Origin of the sequence: Roseococcus pinisoli (assembly GCF_018413645.1) — a bacterium.
Classification (GTDB): domain Bacteria; phylum Pseudomonadota; class Alphaproteobacteria; order Acetobacterales; family Acetobacteraceae; genus Roseococcus; species Roseococcus pinisoli.
In genome coordinates, this window is record NZ_JAHCDA010000001.1 from 313,430 (window position 1) to 330,386 (window position 16,957).

Below are 16,957 nucleotides of genomic sequence, written 5' to 3' on the forward strand. Positions count from 1 at the left end.
CGCGGCCCTTGGACCGGATTCGTCGTTTTCTCGAATGGTCGGCCCTGCGCGGCGCCGCGCTCCTTGCCGGGGGCATCTTCGCGGGGCTCTTCGTCCCGCCCCTGGCCGCCGCCGCGCGCGACATCATCACCCCGATCGTCTTCCTGCTGATGGTGCTGGTGCTGCTGCGGGTCGATCTCGGGCAGGTGATCGCCTATCTGCGCCGGCCGGCGCTGGTGACGGCGCTGCTCGCCTGGCTGCTGATCGTGAGCCCGCTGATCATCTGGGCCGTGCTCTGGTCGCTCGGCATCACGCATCCCTTCGCGGCCGGGCTGGTGATCGTGGCGACCGGCTGCGCGGCCACCTCCTCGCCGGCTTTCGCCCGGCTGGTCGGGCTGGACGGCGAGATCGCCTTCGTGGTCGCCATCCTCTCCACGCTGATCCTGCCCTTCACCGCGCCGCCGCTGGCGCTGGGGCTGCTGGGCATCGACCTCGCCATCTCCATCCCGGGGCTGATGCTGCGTCTGGCGCTGCTGGTCGGCCTGCCGCTGATCATCTCGATCGGCCTGCGCCGGCTGATGGGCCCCGCGGTTCTCGAGCGCTGGGGCCGCGCGGTGGACGGCGCGGTGGTGCTGCTGGTGGTGCTCTACGGCTTCGGGGTGATGGACGGGGTGCTGGGCCAGCTCCTCGCCCGGCCGGCGCTGGTGCTGGGCGGCATCCTCACGGCCTTCGCCGGCTCACTCGCGATGAATGCCATGACGGCGGCCGCCTTCGCGGGCTTCGGCCGCCGGGTGACGCTCTCGGCCGGGCTGATGGCGGGCAACCGCAACATGGCGCTCTACCTGGCGGTGATCCCCGCCACGGCGGACCCGCACATCATCCTGACCTTCGTGCTGTTCCAGTTCCCGCTCTTCCTCAGCCCGTTCCTGCTGAAGCCGATCTACGAGAGGATCAGGGGGCGGTCCTGAGCGCCGCCACGATCTCGTTCAGGAAGCCGCGGGCATCGGCGGGCGCCGGGTCGCGGCGCGGCATGGAGACGCGCAGGCGCAGAAGCTGCCCGCCCGCCGCGCCCACGCAGATCGTGCTCTGGACCGGCTGGCGGCCATAGGTGCCCTCGAGGTCCGCGCAGCGGAAGAGCGCGCCGCCCTCCGGCCGGTTGGCCTCGCGGACGACCTGGAGCCGCCGGTGCGGCCCCGCGCCCCGCGCGGCATCGGCGATGGAACGCTGGTACTCGGCCTCCACGGCGGGAGAGCCGATTCCGTCCGTCACCTGGGAAGGTGCGCGAAGAACCTGCACGAAGCCGGCCGCGGTGCGGCTCGGCGTCGCATAGGCCACCTCCACACCTGGCAGAGGCTGGGAGGTCGGCACGGTGGCCCCCCTCTGGAAGCCAGCCGCCTGGGAGGGCAAGCGCTGAGCCAGCGCCTCGGGCGCGGAAACGACGGGGACCGGCGCGGGGGCGGAGGCGCCCCCTTCCGGGGTCGCTCCATCCATCGCGCAGGCCCCGAGACCGAGGGCTGCGAGCAGCGCGAGCCCCCGCATCAGGTGAGGGGCACCGGGGAAGCGACGGGGGCCATCAGGCCGATCGGCGCCTCGGCGGCGTGGGCGGTGAAGTGCTGAATGTCGTGGTAAATCATCTCCACGCCAATATAGACGATGAGCGCCACGCCGATATAGGCGATGACCGGAAACTTCTCGAGCAGCTTGGCGATCAGCGTGGCCGCGACGCCCATCAGCAGGATCGAGATGGCGAGGCCGATGATCAGCATCTCCATGTTGCCCTTCGCCGCGCCGGCGACGGCCAGCACGTTGTCCAGGCTCATGGACACGTCGGCGATCACGATCTGCCGCAGGGCGACCGCCATGGTCTTCGGCGCATTGTCGACATGGCCGTCTTCCGCGTCCTTATCCTTGGCGCGGAGCTCCTTGAAGAAGGTGTAGGCGATCCAGAGCAGCACGAGGCCGCCGGCCAGCATGATGCCGGGAATGGCCAGCAGGTAGACCGCGCCGAGGCTGAGGATGATGCGGAGGAAGACGGCGAGAACCATGCCGAAGAGGATGGCCTTGCCGCGCTGCGCGGCAGGAAGCCCGGCCGCCGCAAGGGCGATCAGAACGGCGTTGTCGCCCGAAAGGATGAGGTTGACGCCGAGAATTTCCGACAGCGTCAACCAGTTCCAACTCGCAGTGAAAGAGGCGAGGTCCATGACTAGGTGGTCTCCAGGGGTGGAGCCGGGACGCTAGTCGTCCCGGCCCGCCCTGTCTTTTCACCTCAGTAATGTTTCGGACACCTAATGGCCCGGTTCCTGCGGTGCAGCTACCGGCACCACGGCCACGGCCGGCGGAGGAGCAGTGCGGCGGACGGCCCTGAGGACCGCATCCGCCACCAGCGTTACCACGATGGCCAGGACCGCGACCTGCAGCATCGTCGCCCCCGCCCAGAGCCAGGCCGGGAAGACGCCCGGCATCGCCAGGTAGCCCAGCGGCAGCAGCAGGAAGGCATAGGAGCCGGGCACGCGCTCGGCGACCTCATGCGTACCGGACCAGATCATGTCGCCGGCGACGTAGAGGATGATGAGCAGGCCGACCCAGGCGATCCAACGGTGCTTGTTCAGCAGGTTGGCGATCAGCGTCGCCGCCACGCCCATCAGCACGACCGAGATGGCCAGGCCGACGATGAGCACATAGGGATGGTCCTTGGCGGCGCCCGCGACGGCGAGAACGTTGTCCAGGCTCATCGAGATGTCGGCCACGAGGATCTGCGTGATGGCCTGGCGCATCGTCTTGCGCGGGGTTCCATCGGCGTTCAGGCTCCCCTCTTCCTCGTTCCCGTGATCGTGCTGGCCGCCGTCACGCAGCTCCCGGTACATCTTCCAGCAGACCCAGAGCAGCAGCACGCCGCCGGCCAGGGTGATGCCCACGATCGAGAGCAGCTGGACCGTGATGCTGGCGAAGCCGATGCGCATAATGGTCGCGGCGACGATGCCCCAGAAGATGGCCTTGCGTCGCTGTTCCGCGGGTAGACCCGCTGCCGCCATGCCGACGACGATCGCATTGTCGCCCGCCAGGACGATGTCGATCATCAGTACCTGTAGGAGTGGAACTACCCATTCCGGCATCAGCGGTTTCCTTCGCGTTGAAGTCGTTTTGGAGGGGGCTTCTACCCCCAATCATTGCACGTTTGACAGAAACGGGGTGCCGCGCCAAGCCCGCTTGCAGCGGCTGTCATGACGCGCGACATGACGCCCCAAGTTCCTAGAGAGGCTGCGATGGTCCCCCGCTACACCCGCCCCGCCATGGCCGAGATCTGGTCGCCCGAGGCGCGCTACCGCATCTGGTTTGAGATCGAGGCCCTCGCCGCCGAGAAAATGGCGGAACTCGGCACAATCCCGGCCGGCGCCGCCGCCGCGATCCGTGCCGGAGGCGGCCCCAAGGTCGCCGCCATGGGCGCCGCCGACGTCGCCCGGATCGACGAGATCGAGAGCGTGACGCGGCATGACGTCATCGCCTTCCTCACCTGGCTCGGCGAGGGCATCGGCGAAGACGCCCGCTACATGCACCAAGGATTGACGAGCAGTGACGTTTTGGACACCTGCCTCGCCGTCCAGATGACACGGGCGGCGGATTTGCTGATCGCGGATGTCGAATCCGTCATGAGCGCGTTGAAAACGCGTGCTCTTGAGCACAAGTTCACGCCCACGATCGGTCGCAGCCACGGGATTCATGCGGAACCCACCACCTTCGGCCTCAAGCTCGCCAACCACTATGCCGAGTTTTCCCGCAACAGGCAGCGTTTGATCGCGGCCCGGGCCGAAGTCGCCACCTGCGCCCTTTCGGGCCCCATCGGCACCTTCGCCTCGGTCGATCCGCGGGTGGAGGAGCATGTCGCGGCCAAGCTCGGCCTCGCGGTGGAGCCGGTCTCCACGCAGGTCATCCCGCGCGACCGCCACGCCGCCTTTTTCGCCACCCTGGCCGTGGTCGCCGGCGCGGTGGAGCGGCTGTCCACCGAGGTCCGCCACCTGCAGCGCAGCGAGGTGCGCGAGGCGGAGGAGTTCTTCCACAAGGGCCAGAAGGGCAGCTCCGCGATGCCGCACAAGCGGAATCCGGTGCTCTCCGAGAACCTGACCGGCCTCGCCCGCCTGGTGCGCGGCTATGCCATGCCGGCGCTGGAGAACATCACCCTCTGGCACGAGCGCGACATCAGCCATTCCAGCGTGGAGCGGGTCATCGGCCCGGACGCCACCATCGCGCTCGACTTCGCGCTCATGCGCCTGGCCGGCATGATGGAGAAGCTGACCGTCTATCCGGAGCGGATGGACGAGAACCTGGAGGGCCTCGGCGGCGTCGTGCACAGCCAGAAGGTGCTGCTGGCGCTGACGCAGGCGGGCATGTCGCGCGAGGGCGCCTATTCGGCGGTCCAGCAGGCGGCGATGGCCACCTGGCTGAAGCTCGGCAAGCCGGACGCCCAGCGCTTCCGCGAGAACCTGCTGGTGCAGCCCGAGGTCTCGGCCGTGATGAGCGGCGCCGAGCTCGACGCCGCGATGGATCCGCAGCGGGACTTCCGCCACGTGGAGACCATTTTCGCGCGGGTCTTCGGCTGAGCCCGCTCCCCGCCCGTCCGGGCCATGGTCACGCGGCCCCGCCCGCGTGACCGAGCTCTATATCGATGCCGACGCCTGCCCGGTCCGCGACGAGGCCTATAAGGTCGCGCTGCGGATCGGCGTCCATGTCCATATCGTGTCCAATGGCGCACGGGGCCTGCGGGTGCCTGAGCATCCGCTCCTGCACCAGGTGATCGTGACCGAGGGCGCCGATGTGGCCGACGACTGGATCGCCGATCGCATCACCGCCCGCGACGTCTGCATCACGCAGGACATCCCGCTCGCGGCGCGCTGCCTGGAAAAGGGGGCCGCCGCCCTGAACTCCAAGGGCCGCCCCTGGACCCACGACAATATCGGGGGCGCCCTGGCCGGGCGGGCCGTGGCCGAGCATCTGCGCTCCACGGGGCAGACCACCGGCGGCCCCGCGGCGATGACCCAGGCCGACCGCTCGCGCTTCCTCTCCACGCTCGACACCTTGCTGCTCGCCGCGCAGCGGGGTCCGGCGCCGCGAATGCGCATCCCCCCCGGCGGCTTCTGACGAAATCATTTTTCGGGCGCAATCCTGGCGCGGTTCCGCCACGCGGCCGGGGTTTTCTGGACGCTCAGGAGATCCTCACCGAAGACGTGACACCGGCAGGGTTTCCAAACGTTCATGATGTGATGGCCTGCCGCCAGCCCGCCCCGGGCCGATCGGCAGGCACCGCAAACCGGAGGGAAGCTGCCATGCGAATGTTTCGCGCACTCACGGCCGTGGGCCTCGTGGCCCTGCTCGCCGGTTGCACGCCCGGATATTATTCGACCCCGGTCTATGGCGGCGGCGGCTACTACGGCGGCCCCGCCTATGTCGGCGGTGGCGGCTATTATGGCCGGCCGGCCTATGCCGGGGGCTATTACGGCCGCGGCTATGCCGCCCCGCGCTACTACGCGCCCCCTGCCCGCTACGCCCCGCCCCCGCGCGCCTATGGCTGGGGCGGCGGCCGGTCCGGTGGATGGAGCGGCGGCGGAGGCGGTGGCGGTGGCGGTGGCGGTCGCGGCGGGAACTGGAGTGGCGGGGGTGGCGGCGGCGGACGCGGGGGTGGCGGCGGAGACATCTTCACCAACATCCAGCGCCAGTATGGCGGCCAGTCCGGCGGCGGCCAGCGGGGCGGCGGCGGTGGTGGCCGGCACGGCCGTCACTGACGTGACAATTTGCCACGCTTCCGCCACCAATCCTGCGCTACATTCGGCGGCATGAAGGAGGGCAGTCCCATGCGGATTTTCCGGACTGTGATGATCGCGGGCTTTGCGGCGCTCGGCGCTGGCATGGGCTCGGCGCAGGCCCAGTGGATGGAGAAGCCGCCACCGGTCTATGTGCCGGCTCCGCGCTATTACGCGCCGCCGGTGCCTGTCTACGTGCCGCCGCCGGTCTATGTGCCGCCGGTCGTGGTGGCGCCGCCCCGCTATTACGGCCCGCCAGCCTATTACGGGCCGCGGCCTTACTACGGCTATCGCCCCTACTACCGGCCGCACTATCGCCGCTGGTAGCACGCGCCCCGCGCCGCTGCCCCGATACCGCGCCGGCGCTTTCTGTCCTATGGCTCGTGCATGTGCACCGTGATCCTGCTGCGCCGTCCCGGTGCCGCCTGGCCTTTGCTCCTGGCCGCCAATCGCGACGAGCGGCTCGATCGCCGCTGGGACCCGCCGGCCGAGTACTGGCCCGGCATCCTCGGCGGCCGCGACGCGACGGCGGGCGGGACCTGGATGGCCCTCAACCGGGCCGGCGTCATGGCCGCGGTGCTGAACCGCCCCGGCAGCCTGGGCCCGGCGCCCGACAAGCGCTCCCGCGGCGAGCTTCCTCTCCTGGCCCTCGAAGCTGGCTCCGCCGCCGAAGCCGCGCAGGCGATCGGGCGGCTTGATGCCGGGCTCTATCGGACCTTCAACCTCGTCATCGCCGATGCCGAGACGGCTTGGTTCGTCGCGGGGCTCGGCTCCGGTGTGCCCGAGGTCGCGGCGCTGCCGGAGGGCATCACCATGGTCACCGCCCATCCGCCCAATGACCTCACGAGCCCCCGCACGGCGCGCCACCTCCCGCGGTTCCGGGCCGCATCGGAGCCGGCACCGCCGGATTGGGGCGAATGGCCGGCGCTCCTCGCCGATTCGGCGGGCGGGGCGGCCGAGGCCCTGAACGTCCCGCCCCTCGGCGGCTTCGGGACGGTCTGCGCCTCGCTGCTCGCCCTCGGGCCGGCGGGGCGGAGGGAGTGGCGCTTCGCCCCCGGCCCGCCCGACCGGACGCCCTTCGCCTCCCTCCCCCTGCCCTGAAGCGGGGCGGGCATTCCCGCACGCAGGGCGACGCTGCCCTGATGTGCGTGGCACGCATGGGCAAGCCTGCTATATGCCCAAGTCACGACCTGAAGGACCACCACCATGGCTCGCCGCCGCCAGATCTACGAGGGCAAGGCCAAGATTCTGTTCGAAGGCCCCGAGCCGGGCACCATCGTCCAGTACTTCAAGGATGACGCGACCGCCTTCAATGCCCAGAAGAAGGGCATCATCACGGGCAAGGGCGTGCTCAACAACCGCATCAGCGAATACCTGATGACGCGGTTGGGCGAGATCGGCATCCCCACGCATTTCATCCGCCGCCTCAACATGCGCGAGCAGCTCGTGCGCGAGGTGGAGATCATTCCGCTCGAGGTCGTGGTGCGCAACGTGGCGGCGGGCTCGCTGGCGACGCGCCTCGGCATCGCGGAGGGCACGCGCCTGCCCCGCTCCATCATCGAATACTACTACAAGAACGACGCGCTGCAGGACCCGCTGGTGAGCGAGGAGCACATCACCGCCTTCGGCTGGGCCGCGACGCACGACCTGGACGACATGGTGCAGCTGGCGCTGCGCGTGAACGACTTCCTGACCGGGCTGATGCTCGGCGTCGGCATCGCGCTGGTGGACTTCAAGCTGGAATTCGGCCGGCTCTACGAGAACGACGAGATGCGCATCGTGCTCGCCGACGAGATCAGCCCCGACAATTGCCGCCTCTGGGACAGCCGCACCGGCGAGAAGATGGACAAGGATCGCTTCCGCCGCGACCTCGGCAAGGTCGAGGAAGGCTATCAGGAAGTGGCGCGCCGCCTCGGCATCCTGCCCGAGGCCGGCATCCGGGACGTCAAGGGCCCGGAACAGATGCAATGATTTCCGGCCCTCGGACGCCGGGCGGCCGCTTCCGCGGCCTGGGCATCGAGGGCGGTTTGGCGACGCCGGCCGTCATGCGGCCGGATCCTTTGAGCAAGGCGAGCGTTCCGACATGAAACTCCGTGTGACTGTCTTCCCCAAGGCCGGCGTTCTCGACCCCCAGGGCAAGGCCATCGAGCGCGCGCTCGGCGGCCTCGGCTTCGCCGGCGTCGGCGAGGTCCGCACCGGCAAGGTGATGATCGTGGAGGTCGCGGAGACCGACGCCGCCCGGGCCAAGGCCCAGGGCGAGGAGATGGCGCGCAAGCTGCTCGCCAACACCGTCATCGAGAGCTTCACCGTGGAGATCCTGTGACCAGGCGCGAAACATCGCTCCGCTACTTCGTCATCATCTCGCTGGCCTTCACGGCCTGGCGGCTGATGACGACGATCGCCTGGCTCCTCTTCGGTCCCGGGCTGGAGCCGCCCCACAGGCTCACGCAGATCGCCTACTACCTGTCCAAGGCCGTCCTGGGCGGGCTGTTCTGGCCGATCAGCTTCTTCATCGAGGCGCTGCAAAGCCCGCTCTCCTGGCTCTGCCCGCCATGGTGAAGGCTTCGGTGCTGCTCATGGCCGCCTTGACGGTCCTGGTCTTCATGGGCCTGCGCTGGCGCGACCAGCGGTTGAGCATCGCCAAGCCCGCCTCGCGCCTCGGCTGGTTCGCCCGGCAGCGCGCCCAGGCGGACCGCTGGATCACCTCGGCGGCCATCGCCGCCATCGGAACCACCGTGCTGCTCGGCGGGCTGCACTGGCTCCGCGTCTGGCGAGGCTGACATGCCGCCCGCCCTTCCCCTCCGCTCCCGCAGCCTTGAGGACTTGACCCCATGAAGGCCTCCATCGTCGTCTTCCCCGGCACCAACCGCGAGCGCGACATGGCGATCGCCCTGGAGCGCACGACCGGCCGCAAGCCGACCATGCTCTGGCACCGCGACGCCGAGCTGCCGGCCGGCACCGACCTTGTCGTGCTGCCCGGCGGCTTCTCCTACGGCGACTACCTACGCTGCGGCGCCATGGCCGCGCAGTCGCCCATCATGGCGGCGGTGCGCGCCCATGCGGAGCGCGGCGGCCTCGTCCTCGGCGTCTGCAACGGCTTCCAGATGCTGACCGAGGCCGGCCTGCTGCCGGGCGCCCTGCTGCAGAACGCCTCGCTGCGCTTCCTGGCGATGAACTGCACCATGCGCGTCGAGCGGGCGGACACCGCCTTCACCCATCACTTCCAGCGCGGCCAGACTTTCCAGGCCACCATGGCGCATGGCGACGGCAATTACTTCTGCGACGCCGAGACGCTGAAGCGCCTGGAGGGCGAGAACCTCGTGGCCCTGCGCTACGAGGGCGAGAACCCGAATGGCAGCCTCAACGCCATCGCCGGCATCCTCTCGCCGAACCTGCGCGTGCTCGGGCTGATGCCGCACCCCGAGAACTGCGTGGACCCGCTGGTGGGCGGGACCGACGGGCTGCCCATGTTCACCAGCCTCGCGGAAAGCTTCGCCGCGGCCTGACCCGTGGGAGGCGACGCCTCCCGCACCCTCTGCCGGGGAACCCGTTTCCCCGGACCTTCTCCTCAGTCGCCGGGATCGAGCGGCGCCGACAGATAGCCGGCAGACGCTCCATCCCACGTGCAGTGAAAGCGTGCTGGATATGACCGGAACCTCGCTGGACAAGCCCCTCACCGGACCCGAAAACCGCCCCATGGCCTCCGTCCCTCCCCTCGCCCCCGAACGCGCCCGCCAGCTCGCCGCCGAGTTCGGCCTGAAGCCCGACGAGTACGCCCGCGCTCTCGGCATCCTCGGCCGCGACCCGACCCTGGCCGAGCTCGGCATCTTCTCCGTCATGTGGAGCGAGCACTGCTCCTACAAGTCCAGCCGCGTCTGGCTGAAGGAGCTGCCGACCAAGGCGCCCTGGGTTCTCGTCGGCCCCGGCGAGAATGCCGGCGTCATCGAGATCGGCGAGGGCCTGGCCGCCGTCTTCAAGATGGAATCCCACAACCACCCGAGCTTCATCGAGCCCTATAACGGCGCGGCGACGGGCGTGGGCGGCATCCTGCGCGACGTCTTCACCATGGGCGCGCGCCCCATCGCCAACCTCAACGCGCTGCGCTTCGGCGACCCCAAGCTGCCCAAGACGCGGCAGGTGATGGATGGCGTCGTGCGCGGCATCGGCGGCTACGGCAATTGCGTGGGCGTCCCCACCGTGGGCGGCGAGGTCAACTTCCACCCGGCCTATAACGGCAACCCGCTGGTCAATGCGATGACCGTAGGCATCCTGAAGGCCGACCGCATCTTCACCGCCGCCGCCACGGGCCTCGGCAATGCCGTGGTCTATGTCGGCTCCAAGACGGGGCGCGACGGCATCCACGGCGCCACCATGTCCTCCGCGGAGTTCTCCGAGGACAGCGAGGAGAAGCGCCCCACCGTCCAGATCGGCGACCCCTTCGCCGAGAAGCTGCTCATCGAGGCCTGCCTGGAGCTGATGGCCACCGACGCCATCGTCGCCATCCAGGACATGGGCGCGGCCGGCCTCACCTCCTCCGGCGTCGAGATGGCCGGCAAGGGCGGCATGGGCGTCGAGCTCGACATGGACCACGTCCCCCAGCGCGAGGAGGGCATGTCCGCCTACGAGATGATGCTGTCCGAGAGCCAGGAGCGCATGCTCATGGTGCTCAAGCCGGGCCGCGAGGCGCTGGCCGAATCCATCTTCCGCAAGTGGGAGCTGGACTTCGCCGTCATCGGCCGGCTGACCGATACGGGCCGCATCGTCATCAAGCACAAGGGGCTGGTCGAGGCCGACATCCCGCTGGCCCCGCTGGAATCCGAGGCGCCGCTCTATCGCCGCCCGACCGCCGAGACGCCGAAGCTGCCCGTGATCGTGACCAAGGACGTGGCGGACCCCGTGGGCCTGGCCGCCGCGCTGAAGACGCTGGTGGCGAGCCCCGACCTCTGCTCGCGGCGCTGGATCTGGGACCAGTACGACGCCCAGGTGGGCGGCCAGACGGCCAAGCGCCCCGGCCAGGCCGATGCCGCCGTGGTCCGCATCGAGGACCATGTCCGCGCGCTGGCCATGACCACGGATTGCACGCCGCGCTACTGCCAGGCCGATCCCGAGGCGGGCGGCAAGCAGGCCGTGGCCGAAGCCTGGCGCAACCTGACGGCCGTGGGCGCCCTGCCCCGCGCCATCACCGACAACATGAACTTCGGCAATCCGGAGAAGCCCGAGATCATGGGCCAGTTCGCCTCGGCCGTGCGCGGCATGGCGGCGGCCTGCACCGCGCTCGACTTCCCGGTGATCAGCGGCAACGTCTCGCTCTATAACGAGACCGAGGGCAAGGCGATTCTGCCCACCCCGGCGATCGGCGGCGTGGGCGTCCTGGAGGATGTGGCGCAGGCCGTGGGCCTCGCGATGCCGCAGGGCGCCGATCTGGTGCTGATCGGCGAGACGGCCGGCTGGCTCGGCCAGTCCCTCTGGCTGCGCGAGATCGCCGGCCGCGAGGAGGGCGCGCCCCCGCCGGTGGACCTCGCTGCCGAGCGCCGCAACGGCGACTTCGTGCGCACCGAGATCCTGGCCGGGCGCGTCGGCGCCTGCCACGACTGCGCCGATGGCGGCCTGCTGGTGACGGTGGCCGAGATGTGCATGGCCTCGGGCGTCGGCGCCAGGCTGACGCCCACCGGCGACCACGGCTTCTGGTTCGGCGAGGACCAGTCCCGCTACGTGCTGGCGGTGACGGACGGCGCGGCGCTTCTCGCAGCTGCGAAGTCGGCTGGCGTGCCGGCCCTTGCCCTCGGGCGTTCGGGCGGGAACACTCTGGAGATTCCGGGTGGCGATGCCATATCGGTGGATGAACTCACGGCAGCGAACGAAGCGACGTTGCCGGAACTGATGCGAGGGACGTGAACTTATGCCGATGCAGCCGGCCGAAATCGAGGCCCTGATCAAATCCGCCATGCCAGACGCGCAGGTGGCGATCGAGGACCTGGCCGGCGACGGTGATCATTACGCCGCCACGGTCATTTCCGAGTCCTTCCGCGGCCTGTCGCGCGTGAAGCAGCACCAGCTCGTCTACGCGGCCCTGCAGGGCCGCATGGGCGGGGTGCTGCATGCCCTCGCGCTGCAGACCAGCGCGCCCGAGTAGATCATTCGACAAGGAAGCAGCAGATGACGACCGTTACCGAGCGCATCGAGTCCGAGATCAAGGCGAGCCCCGTGGTGCTCTACATGAAGGGCACGCCGGTCTTCCCGCAGTGCGGCTTCTCGGCCCGGGTGGTGCAGATCCTCAGCCATGTGGGGGTGCCCTTCAAGGGCGTGAACGTCCTCGAGGATCCCGAGATCCGCGAGGGCATCAAGGCCTACACCAACTGGCCGACCATCCCGCAGCTCTACGTCGACGGCGAGTTCGTCGGCGGCTGCGACATCGTGATGGAGATGTTCCAGTCGGGCGAGCTGCAGACCCTGCTGCAGGACAAGGGCATCGCCACCAAGGCCGAGGCCTGAGCCTCGCCGGGGAGCTTTCGCTCCCCGCGCATCCTTACCCGGTCATGCGGTGCCGCGTGACCGGGGGCGTTCCGCCACTGGGACGCCTGAAAAGCCGCTGACAGGCCCCTGGAGGGCCTTCGCGCTGCCGCACCCGGCCTCTCCACCCCACAAGCTTTCATCGCCGCACACCGCCCCTCAAAGGGCGCCGCTTCCGCATGACCTTCTGACGCGGCGGATAAAGAAAAAGCGGTGCGAAGGTCTCCCCTCGCACCGCCCATCCTCCCGAGGGAGGCTTCTTCGGTATGACCCGGATTAGCGCGAGTAGAACTCGACGACCAGGTTCGGTTCCATCTGGACCGGGTACGGCACGTCGGAGAACTTCGGCGTGCGCAGGATCCGGCCCTTCATGGCGCGGTGATCGACCTCGAGGTACTCCGGCACGTCGCGGCCGGCTTCCTGCGCGGCGTCGAGCACCATCGTCAGCTGCTTCGACTTCTCCTTGACCTCGATCACGTCGGTGTCCTTCACCGAGTAGGAACCGATGTTCAGGCGCTTGCCGTTCACCAGCACATGGCCGTGGTTCACGAACTGACGCGCGGCGAAGGGCGTCACGGCGAACTTCAGGCGGTAGATGATGGTGTCCAGCCGGCGCTCCAGCAGGTCGATCAGGTTCTCGGAGGTGTCGCCCTTACGGCGCACGGCCTCGTCGTAATACTTGCGGAACTGCTTCTCGCCGATGTTGGCGTAGTAGCCCTTCAGCTTCTGCTTCGCCATGAGCTGGATGCCGAAGTCGGTCGGCTTGTTCTTCCGGCGCTGGCCATGCTGGCCGGGGCCGTAGGTGCGGGCACCCTGCTCGCCCTTGCGGGGCTTGGCGACGGGGCTCTTCGCGCGGCCCCAGAGGTTTTCACCCAGGCGGCGATTGATCTTGTACTTGGAAGCGAGGCGCTTGGTCATGCGCGGCTTTCCCGGCAGCCTTTCGGCGCGGGACCTTCTTTGGTGCCGACCCGTTCTCAGGTCTGCGGGTTGTCCCGGTAGTCCGTGCCCTGGTGGGCAAAGCGGGCGCACGCCCCGAAGGCGCGTCCTCGTTCCCAGGAATGGGCCGGGTGATAGGGGGGGGAGGCGGGCTTGTCAAACCAGGGGCCGCCCCCCTACTCCCGCCCCATGGTCACGCGCGAAGAAATCCTGATCCTCGGCCTGACGGCCGGCATCGTCGGCAGCCTGGTGGGGGGCCTGATGCTCGGCCTCGGTCTCATCGCCGTGGCGGAAGGCATCCACATGGGCTGGCTGCTGGTCCTGCCCGCGGCGCCCGTCAGCGGCGGCCTGGGCTATCTGCTGGCGCGCAAGCTGACCAGGAAGCCGGAGAACGAGGACCGCCGCCCGCTCCGCTGAGCGCGGGTCGCGTCCCCCGGGTCACGGCGCCAGGGGCACGCGGCGGCGCAGCAGATAGCGGTGCCGGCCGTCCAGCACCTGCACGCCATTCTGGTTGTGAACGGTGCTGCGAAGCCCGACGACGCCGGTGGTGCGGTTGCTGGTCAGCTCGTCCACCTCGAGGCAGGGGTAGAGCGTGTCGCCCAGCACCACCGGGTGCAGGAAGCGGCTCGACTGCTCGAGGAAGGCCTTCAGCGAATCCTCCACCAGATGCGGGAAGATCCCCGCCCCCGCTGCCGTCTGGATCGCGATCTGGTAGCCATGCGCCAGCATGTCCGACAGGCCATGGGCCCGGCAGAATTCGCGATCGTAATGGATCGGGTGGTTGTCGCCGCTCGCCGCCTGGAACGCGAGGAAGATGGCGCTGGTCATGGTCCGGCTGGGCAGCGGGAAGCGCTCGCCCAGGACGAAATCCTCGAACCAGCGTTGCTCGGCCACCATGCGGTGCTGGCGGGGATCGAAGGGGGTCTCGGAGGTGCTCATTGGGTGCTCATACCTGACTGGCGGACGACTTCACGCCACTTGGCGATCTCGGCGCGGAGGAATTCGCCCAGCGCCTCGGGCGGGGCGGGCTCGGCCAGCTCGGCGCCGAGCTCCGCGAAGCGCGCGCGCAGCCCCGCATGTCCCATGGCCTGCCGGCAAGCGGCGTTGAGCCGCTGCACCGCTGCCGGCGGCGTCGCCGCCGGGAAGAAGACGCCGCTCCAGGTATAGGCCTCGTAGCCGGGCACGCCGCTCTCGGCGACCGTGGGCAGATCGGGCGCCACCGCGCCGCGCGTCCGCATCGACCAGGCGAGGGCACGGCCGTTGCCGGCCCGCACCTGGGCCAGGCCGCTCGCCGCCGCATCGAGGTAGAAGTCGATCCGCCCCGCCGCGAGGTCGGTCATGGCCGGCGCGGAGCCGCGATAGGGGACATGGACCGCCTGCAGCCCCGCCATCATCAGCAGCAGGGCGGTGCCCAGATGCGGCGCGCTGCCGACGCCCGCCGAGCCGTAGACCGCCTGGCCATTGCGCGCGCGCAGCCAGTCGAGGAAGCCGCGCATGTCGGCCACCGGCAGGTCCTTGCGGACCAGCACCACCAGCGGAACCTTCGCGATCAGCGCCACCGGCGCGAAGTCGCGCTCGGTGTCGTAGGGCAGGTTCGGGAAGAGCGAAGGGTTCACCGCATGCGCCACCGTGGTCAGCAGCGCCGTGCTGCCGTCCGGCGCGGCCTTTGCCACGGCCTCGGTGCCGACCATCACACCGGCGCCGGTGCGGTTCTCGACCACGACGCGCTGCTCCAGCGGCGCCACCATCTGTTCCGCCAGGATGCGCGCCTGGATGTCGGTGGGCCCTCCGGCAGCATAGGGCACGATCAGCCGCAGGCTCGGCGCGGATTGCGCCCCGGCGAGCGAAGGGGCGGCGAGCGTCCCCAGGCCAGCCGCCATCATGGTCCGCCGTTTCATTCTCGTTCCCTCCTCGGGCAGCGGCCCGCGCCCGGTTCGGCGGCCGCGTCGCCGAGAGGTTTCTGAGACCCCTTGCCGACGGCTGCAAACCAGTAATAGTCAGCCCATCATGAGGAAAACTCATACGTTCCGCCGCCCTCCCCCGCTCAATCCGCTGCGGGTCTTCGAGGCGGCGGCGCGTCATCGCAGCTTCACCCGCGCCGCCGAGGAGCTGGGCGTGACCCAGGGCGCGGTCAGCCGCGCCGTCGCGACGCTGGAGGCCCATTTCGGCTTTCCGCTCTTCGAGCGGACGGGCAGCGGCCTGCGCCCCTGCGAGGGCACCGCCGCCTTCGCACGGCAGGTCGGCACCCAGCTGGACCGGCTGTCCGAGGCGGCAGCCGCGCTTTCGGCGCAGCGCGCGGGCGGCCGCGTCCTGCTGCTCCAGGCCTATTCCGGCTTCGCCTCGCGCTGGCTGCTGCCGCGCCTGCCGGCGTTCCACGCCCTGCACCCGCAGGTCGATCTCCGCCTTGCCTCGGCGCATGACCGGTCCGGCCCCGGCGCCGCCGATTTCGACGCGCGGATCCGCTACGGTCGCGCGCCCTGGCGCGGCGAGGCCGCCGACCTGCTGTTCCGCGACGAGCTCTGCCCCGTCTGCTCGCCCGCGCTGCTCGATCCGAAGGGCGCCCCCTACCCGGCCGAGATCCTGCGCGACCTGCCGTTGATCGCCCTGCGCTGGTTCCCGCGCGACTGGCCCGAATGGTGGGCCAGCGCCGGCCTGGCGGGGGCGCCGCCCCGCCCGCGCAGCGTCTTCGAAGAACTGAGCGTCGCCTATGAGGCGGCCGAGGCCGGGCATGGCATCGCCCTGGGCCAGCGCCGCCACCTGGCGCGGGACCTCGCGGCAGGCACGCTTTTCGAGCCCGTCCCGGCCGTGCTGCGGCGGGAGGCCGGCTATCACCTCACCTATCGGCCCGCACTCGCCGCCGACCCGGCCTTCCAGGCCTTCCGCGGCTGGCTGCTCGACCAGGTGCGGCCGGCCCAATCCTGATCGCAGGCTCAGTCCTGGTCGTCGGGCTCGGCCGTCTTCTCCGGCCGGCCGTGCCGCATCCGCCCGCGCGAGAGCTCGGCCACCACGCCGTGCAGCGTGCGCAGCTCCTGCTCGGTCACCTCGCCGCGCTGGAACCAGTGGCGCAGGTTGCGGATCATGCCCGGCCGCTTGGGCGCGTTGCGGAGGAAGCCGCAGGCGTCGAGCTCGTCGACCAGATGCCCCATGAAATTGTCGAGCGAGCCCTTGGTGGCAACCTCGGTCTTGTGGGTCTGCAGGCGGCGCGGCGGCGTCTCGTCGGCGGCGACCCACCATTCATAGGCCATCACCATCACCGCCTGGGCGAGGTTGAGCGAGCTGAATTCCGGGTTGAGCGGATAGCGCACCAGCGTGTCGGCCCGCGCTAGGTCCTCGGCCTCCAGCCCCGCGCGCTCCGGCCCGAAGAGGATCGCGACGCGCTCGTCGCGGCCGTTGATGGCGCGCAGCTCGGCCGCCGCCGCGCGGGCCGTCAGGACCGGCACCACGACGTGGCGCGGGCGCGGGCAGGTCCCGATCACGCGGTGGCAATCGGCGACGGCGGCGTCCACCGTGTCGAAGAGCTGCGCCGCGTCCAGGATGCGGTCCGCGCCAGAGGCCGCGGCCCAGGCGCGTTCCTTCGGCCAGCCGTCGCGCGGCGCAACCAGCCTCAGATGAAAGAGCCCGCCATTGGCCATGGCGCGGGCGGTGGTGCCGATGTTCTCCGCCAGCTGCGGCCGCACAAGCACCACGATGGGCGTCTCGCCCACCGGCGCCACGAGCGGCGCGGCGCCCTCTTCCCTCAT

General features: G+C 70.0%; 23 protein-coding genes. 16 read left to right on the forward strand and 7 right to left on the reverse strand.

The annotated features are described in order from the left end of the window. Nucleotides 1-8: 8 nt before the first annotated feature. Nucleotides 9-947 (forward strand): hypothetical protein, encoded by a 939-nt coding sequence (locus tag KHU32_RS01465; protein ID WP_249680476.1) that lies wholly within the window; start codon nucleotides 9-11, stop codon nucleotides 945-947. On the opposite strand, the gene KHU32_RS01470 is transcribed toward KHU32_RS01465, so the two are convergent. The 3 genes from KHU32_RS01470 to KHU32_RS01480 form a co-directional block, all read right to left on the reverse strand. Then, nucleotides 931-1,518, reverse strand: a complete 588-nt coding sequence (locus KHU32_RS01470) for a hypothetical protein (RefSeq protein WP_213668276.1) — start codon at nucleotides 1,516-1,518, stop codon at nucleotides 931-933. The two genes, KHU32_RS01465 and KHU32_RS01470, sit on opposite strands and share 17 nt — an antisense overlap. Then, nucleotides 1,518-2,180, reverse strand: a complete 663-nt coding sequence (locus KHU32_RS01475; protein ID WP_213668277.1) for a YjbE family putative metal transport protein — start codon at nucleotides 2,178-2,180, stop codon at nucleotides 1,518-1,520. Before KHU32_RS01475 ends, KHU32_RS01470 begins: the two co-directional genes overlap by 1 nt. An 84-nt stretch (nucleotides 2,181-2,264) precedes the next feature. Further along, nucleotides 2,265-3,092 (reverse strand): TerC family protein, encoded by an 828-nt coding sequence (locus KHU32_RS01480; RefSeq protein WP_408887820.1) that lies wholly within the window; start codon nucleotides 3,090-3,092, stop codon nucleotides 2,265-2,267. A gap of 150 nt (nucleotides 3,093-3,242) precedes the next feature. On the opposite strand from KHU32_RS01480, the gene purB reads away from it, so the two are divergent. The 13 genes from purB (at nucleotide 3,243) to grxD (ending at nucleotide 12,263) form a co-directional block, all read left to right on the forward strand. After that, complete coding sequence (purB, locus tag KHU32_RS01485) at nucleotides 3,243-4,574, forward strand: adenylosuccinate lyase (protein WP_213668278.1); 1,332 nt, start codon at nucleotides 3,243-3,245, stop codon at nucleotides 4,572-4,574. A gap of 46 nt (nucleotides 4,575-4,620) precedes the next feature. Beyond that, the gene (locus KHU32_RS01490) at nucleotides 4,621-5,112 is read left to right on the forward strand and encodes a YaiI/YqxD family protein (protein WP_213668279.1); all 492 of its coding nucleotides are present in this window, start codon (nucleotides 4,621-4,623) and stop codon (nucleotides 5,110-5,112) included. 191 nt (nucleotides 5,113-5,303) lie between these two features. Then, the gene (locus tag KHU32_RS01495; protein WP_213669723.1) at nucleotides 5,304-5,753 is read left to right on the forward strand and encodes a hypothetical protein; all 450 of its coding nucleotides are present in this window, start codon (nucleotides 5,304-5,306) and stop codon (nucleotides 5,751-5,753) included. A gap of 69 nt (nucleotides 5,754-5,822) precedes the next feature. Beyond that, complete coding sequence (locus KHU32_RS01500) at nucleotides 5,823-6,098, forward strand: hypothetical protein (protein ID WP_213668280.1); 276 nt, start codon at nucleotides 5,823-5,825, stop codon at nucleotides 6,096-6,098. Between the two features lie 60 nt (nucleotides 6,099-6,158). Beyond that, nucleotides 6,159-6,872 (forward strand): NRDE family protein, encoded by a 714-nt coding sequence (locus tag KHU32_RS01505; protein ID WP_213668281.1) that lies wholly within the window; start codon nucleotides 6,159-6,161, stop codon nucleotides 6,870-6,872. Nucleotides 6,873-6,977: 105 nt separating this feature from the next. Beyond that, on the forward strand, nucleotides 6,978-7,742 hold the full coding sequence (gene purC, locus KHU32_RS01510) for a phosphoribosylaminoimidazolesuccinocarboxamide synthase (protein ID WP_213668282.1): 765 nt from the start codon (nucleotides 6,978-6,980) through the stop codon (nucleotides 7,740-7,742). A gap of 112 nt (nucleotides 7,743-7,854) precedes the next feature. Next, the gene (purS, locus tag KHU32_RS01515; protein ID WP_213668283.1) at nucleotides 7,855-8,094 is read left to right on the forward strand and encodes a phosphoribosylformylglycinamidine synthase subunit PurS; all 240 of its coding nucleotides are present in this window, start codon (nucleotides 7,855-7,857) and stop codon (nucleotides 8,092-8,094) included. Continuing rightward, nucleotides 8,091-8,330, forward strand: a complete 240-nt coding sequence (locus tag KHU32_RS01520) for a hypothetical protein (RefSeq protein ID WP_213668284.1) — start codon at nucleotides 8,091-8,093, stop codon at nucleotides 8,328-8,330. The genes purS and KHU32_RS01520 overlap by 4 nt, the downstream gene beginning before the upstream one ends. Then, nucleotides 8,324-8,551 (forward strand): hypothetical protein, encoded by a 228-nt coding sequence (locus KHU32_RS01525; protein ID WP_213668285.1) that lies wholly within the window; start codon nucleotides 8,324-8,326, stop codon nucleotides 8,549-8,551. The genes KHU32_RS01520 and KHU32_RS01525 overlap by 7 nt, the downstream gene beginning before the upstream one ends. Before the next feature lie 51 nt (nucleotides 8,552-8,602). Beyond that, complete coding sequence (gene purQ / locus KHU32_RS01530; protein ID WP_213668286.1) at nucleotides 8,603-9,277, forward strand: phosphoribosylformylglycinamidine synthase subunit PurQ; 675 nt, start codon at nucleotides 8,603-8,605, stop codon at nucleotides 9,275-9,277. 190 nt (nucleotides 9,278-9,467) lie between these two features. After that, on the forward strand, nucleotides 9,468-11,666 hold the full coding sequence (gene purL, locus KHU32_RS01535) for a phosphoribosylformylglycinamidine synthase subunit PurL (RefSeq protein WP_213669618.1): 2,199 nt from the start codon (nucleotides 9,468-9,470) through the stop codon (nucleotides 11,664-11,666). Nucleotides 11,667-11,670: 4 nt separating this feature from the next. Further along, nucleotides 11,671-11,904 carry a BolA family protein gene (locus KHU32_RS01540; RefSeq protein WP_213668287.1) on the forward strand — a complete coding sequence of 78 codons (234 nt, stop codon included), beginning with the start codon at nucleotides 11,671-11,673 and terminating at the stop codon, nucleotides 11,902-11,904. Nucleotides 11,905-11,927: 23 nt separating this feature from the next. Further along, entirely contained in the window at nucleotides 11,928-12,263 is a 336-nt protein-coding gene (grxD, locus tag KHU32_RS01545; RefSeq protein WP_213668288.1) for a Grx4 family monothiol glutaredoxin, read from the forward strand. Between the two features lie 294 nt (nucleotides 12,264-12,557). On the opposite strand, the gene rpsD is transcribed toward grxD, so the two are convergent. Then, a complete protein-coding gene (gene rpsD, locus KHU32_RS01550; RefSeq protein WP_213668289.1) occupies nucleotides 12,558-13,199 on the reverse strand; it encodes a 30S ribosomal protein S4 in 642 nt (213 codons plus the stop codon). Nucleotides 13,200-13,370: 171 nt separating this feature from the next. Here rpsD and KHU32_RS01555 point away from each other — a divergent pair, with 171 nt between their 5' ends. Continuing rightward, complete coding sequence (locus KHU32_RS01555) at nucleotides 13,371-13,634, forward strand: hypothetical protein (RefSeq protein ID WP_249680478.1); 264 nt, start codon at nucleotides 13,371-13,373, stop codon at nucleotides 13,632-13,634. 21 nt (nucleotides 13,635-13,655) lie between these two features. Here the strand turns inward: KHU32_RS01555 and KHU32_RS01560 are convergent, their stop codons facing one another. After that, nucleotides 13,656-14,156, reverse strand: coding sequence for a MaoC family dehydratase (locus KHU32_RS01560; RefSeq protein ID WP_213668290.1), 501 nt, complete (start codon nucleotides 14,154-14,156; stop codon nucleotides 13,656-13,658). Then, nucleotides 14,153-15,115: a tripartite tricarboxylate transporter substrate binding protein gene (locus tag KHU32_RS01565; RefSeq protein ID WP_213668291.1), complete on the reverse strand. Its 963-nt coding sequence runs from the start codon at nucleotides 15,113-15,115 to the stop codon at nucleotides 14,153-14,155. Before KHU32_RS01565 ends, KHU32_RS01560 begins: the two co-directional genes overlap by 4 nt. 109 nt (nucleotides 15,116-15,224) lie before the next feature. Here KHU32_RS01565 and KHU32_RS01570 point away from each other — a divergent pair, with 109 nt between their 5' ends. Continuing rightward, nucleotides 15,225-16,139 (forward strand): LysR substrate-binding domain-containing protein, encoded by a 915-nt coding sequence (locus tag KHU32_RS01570; RefSeq protein WP_213668292.1) that lies wholly within the window; start codon nucleotides 15,225-15,227, stop codon nucleotides 16,137-16,139. Between the two features lie 8 nt (nucleotides 16,140-16,147). On the opposite strand, the gene KHU32_RS01575 is transcribed toward KHU32_RS01570, so the two are convergent. Continuing rightward, a complete protein-coding gene (locus tag KHU32_RS01575; protein WP_213668293.1) occupies nucleotides 16,148-16,957 on the reverse strand; it encodes an RNA methyltransferase in 810 nt (269 codons plus the stop codon).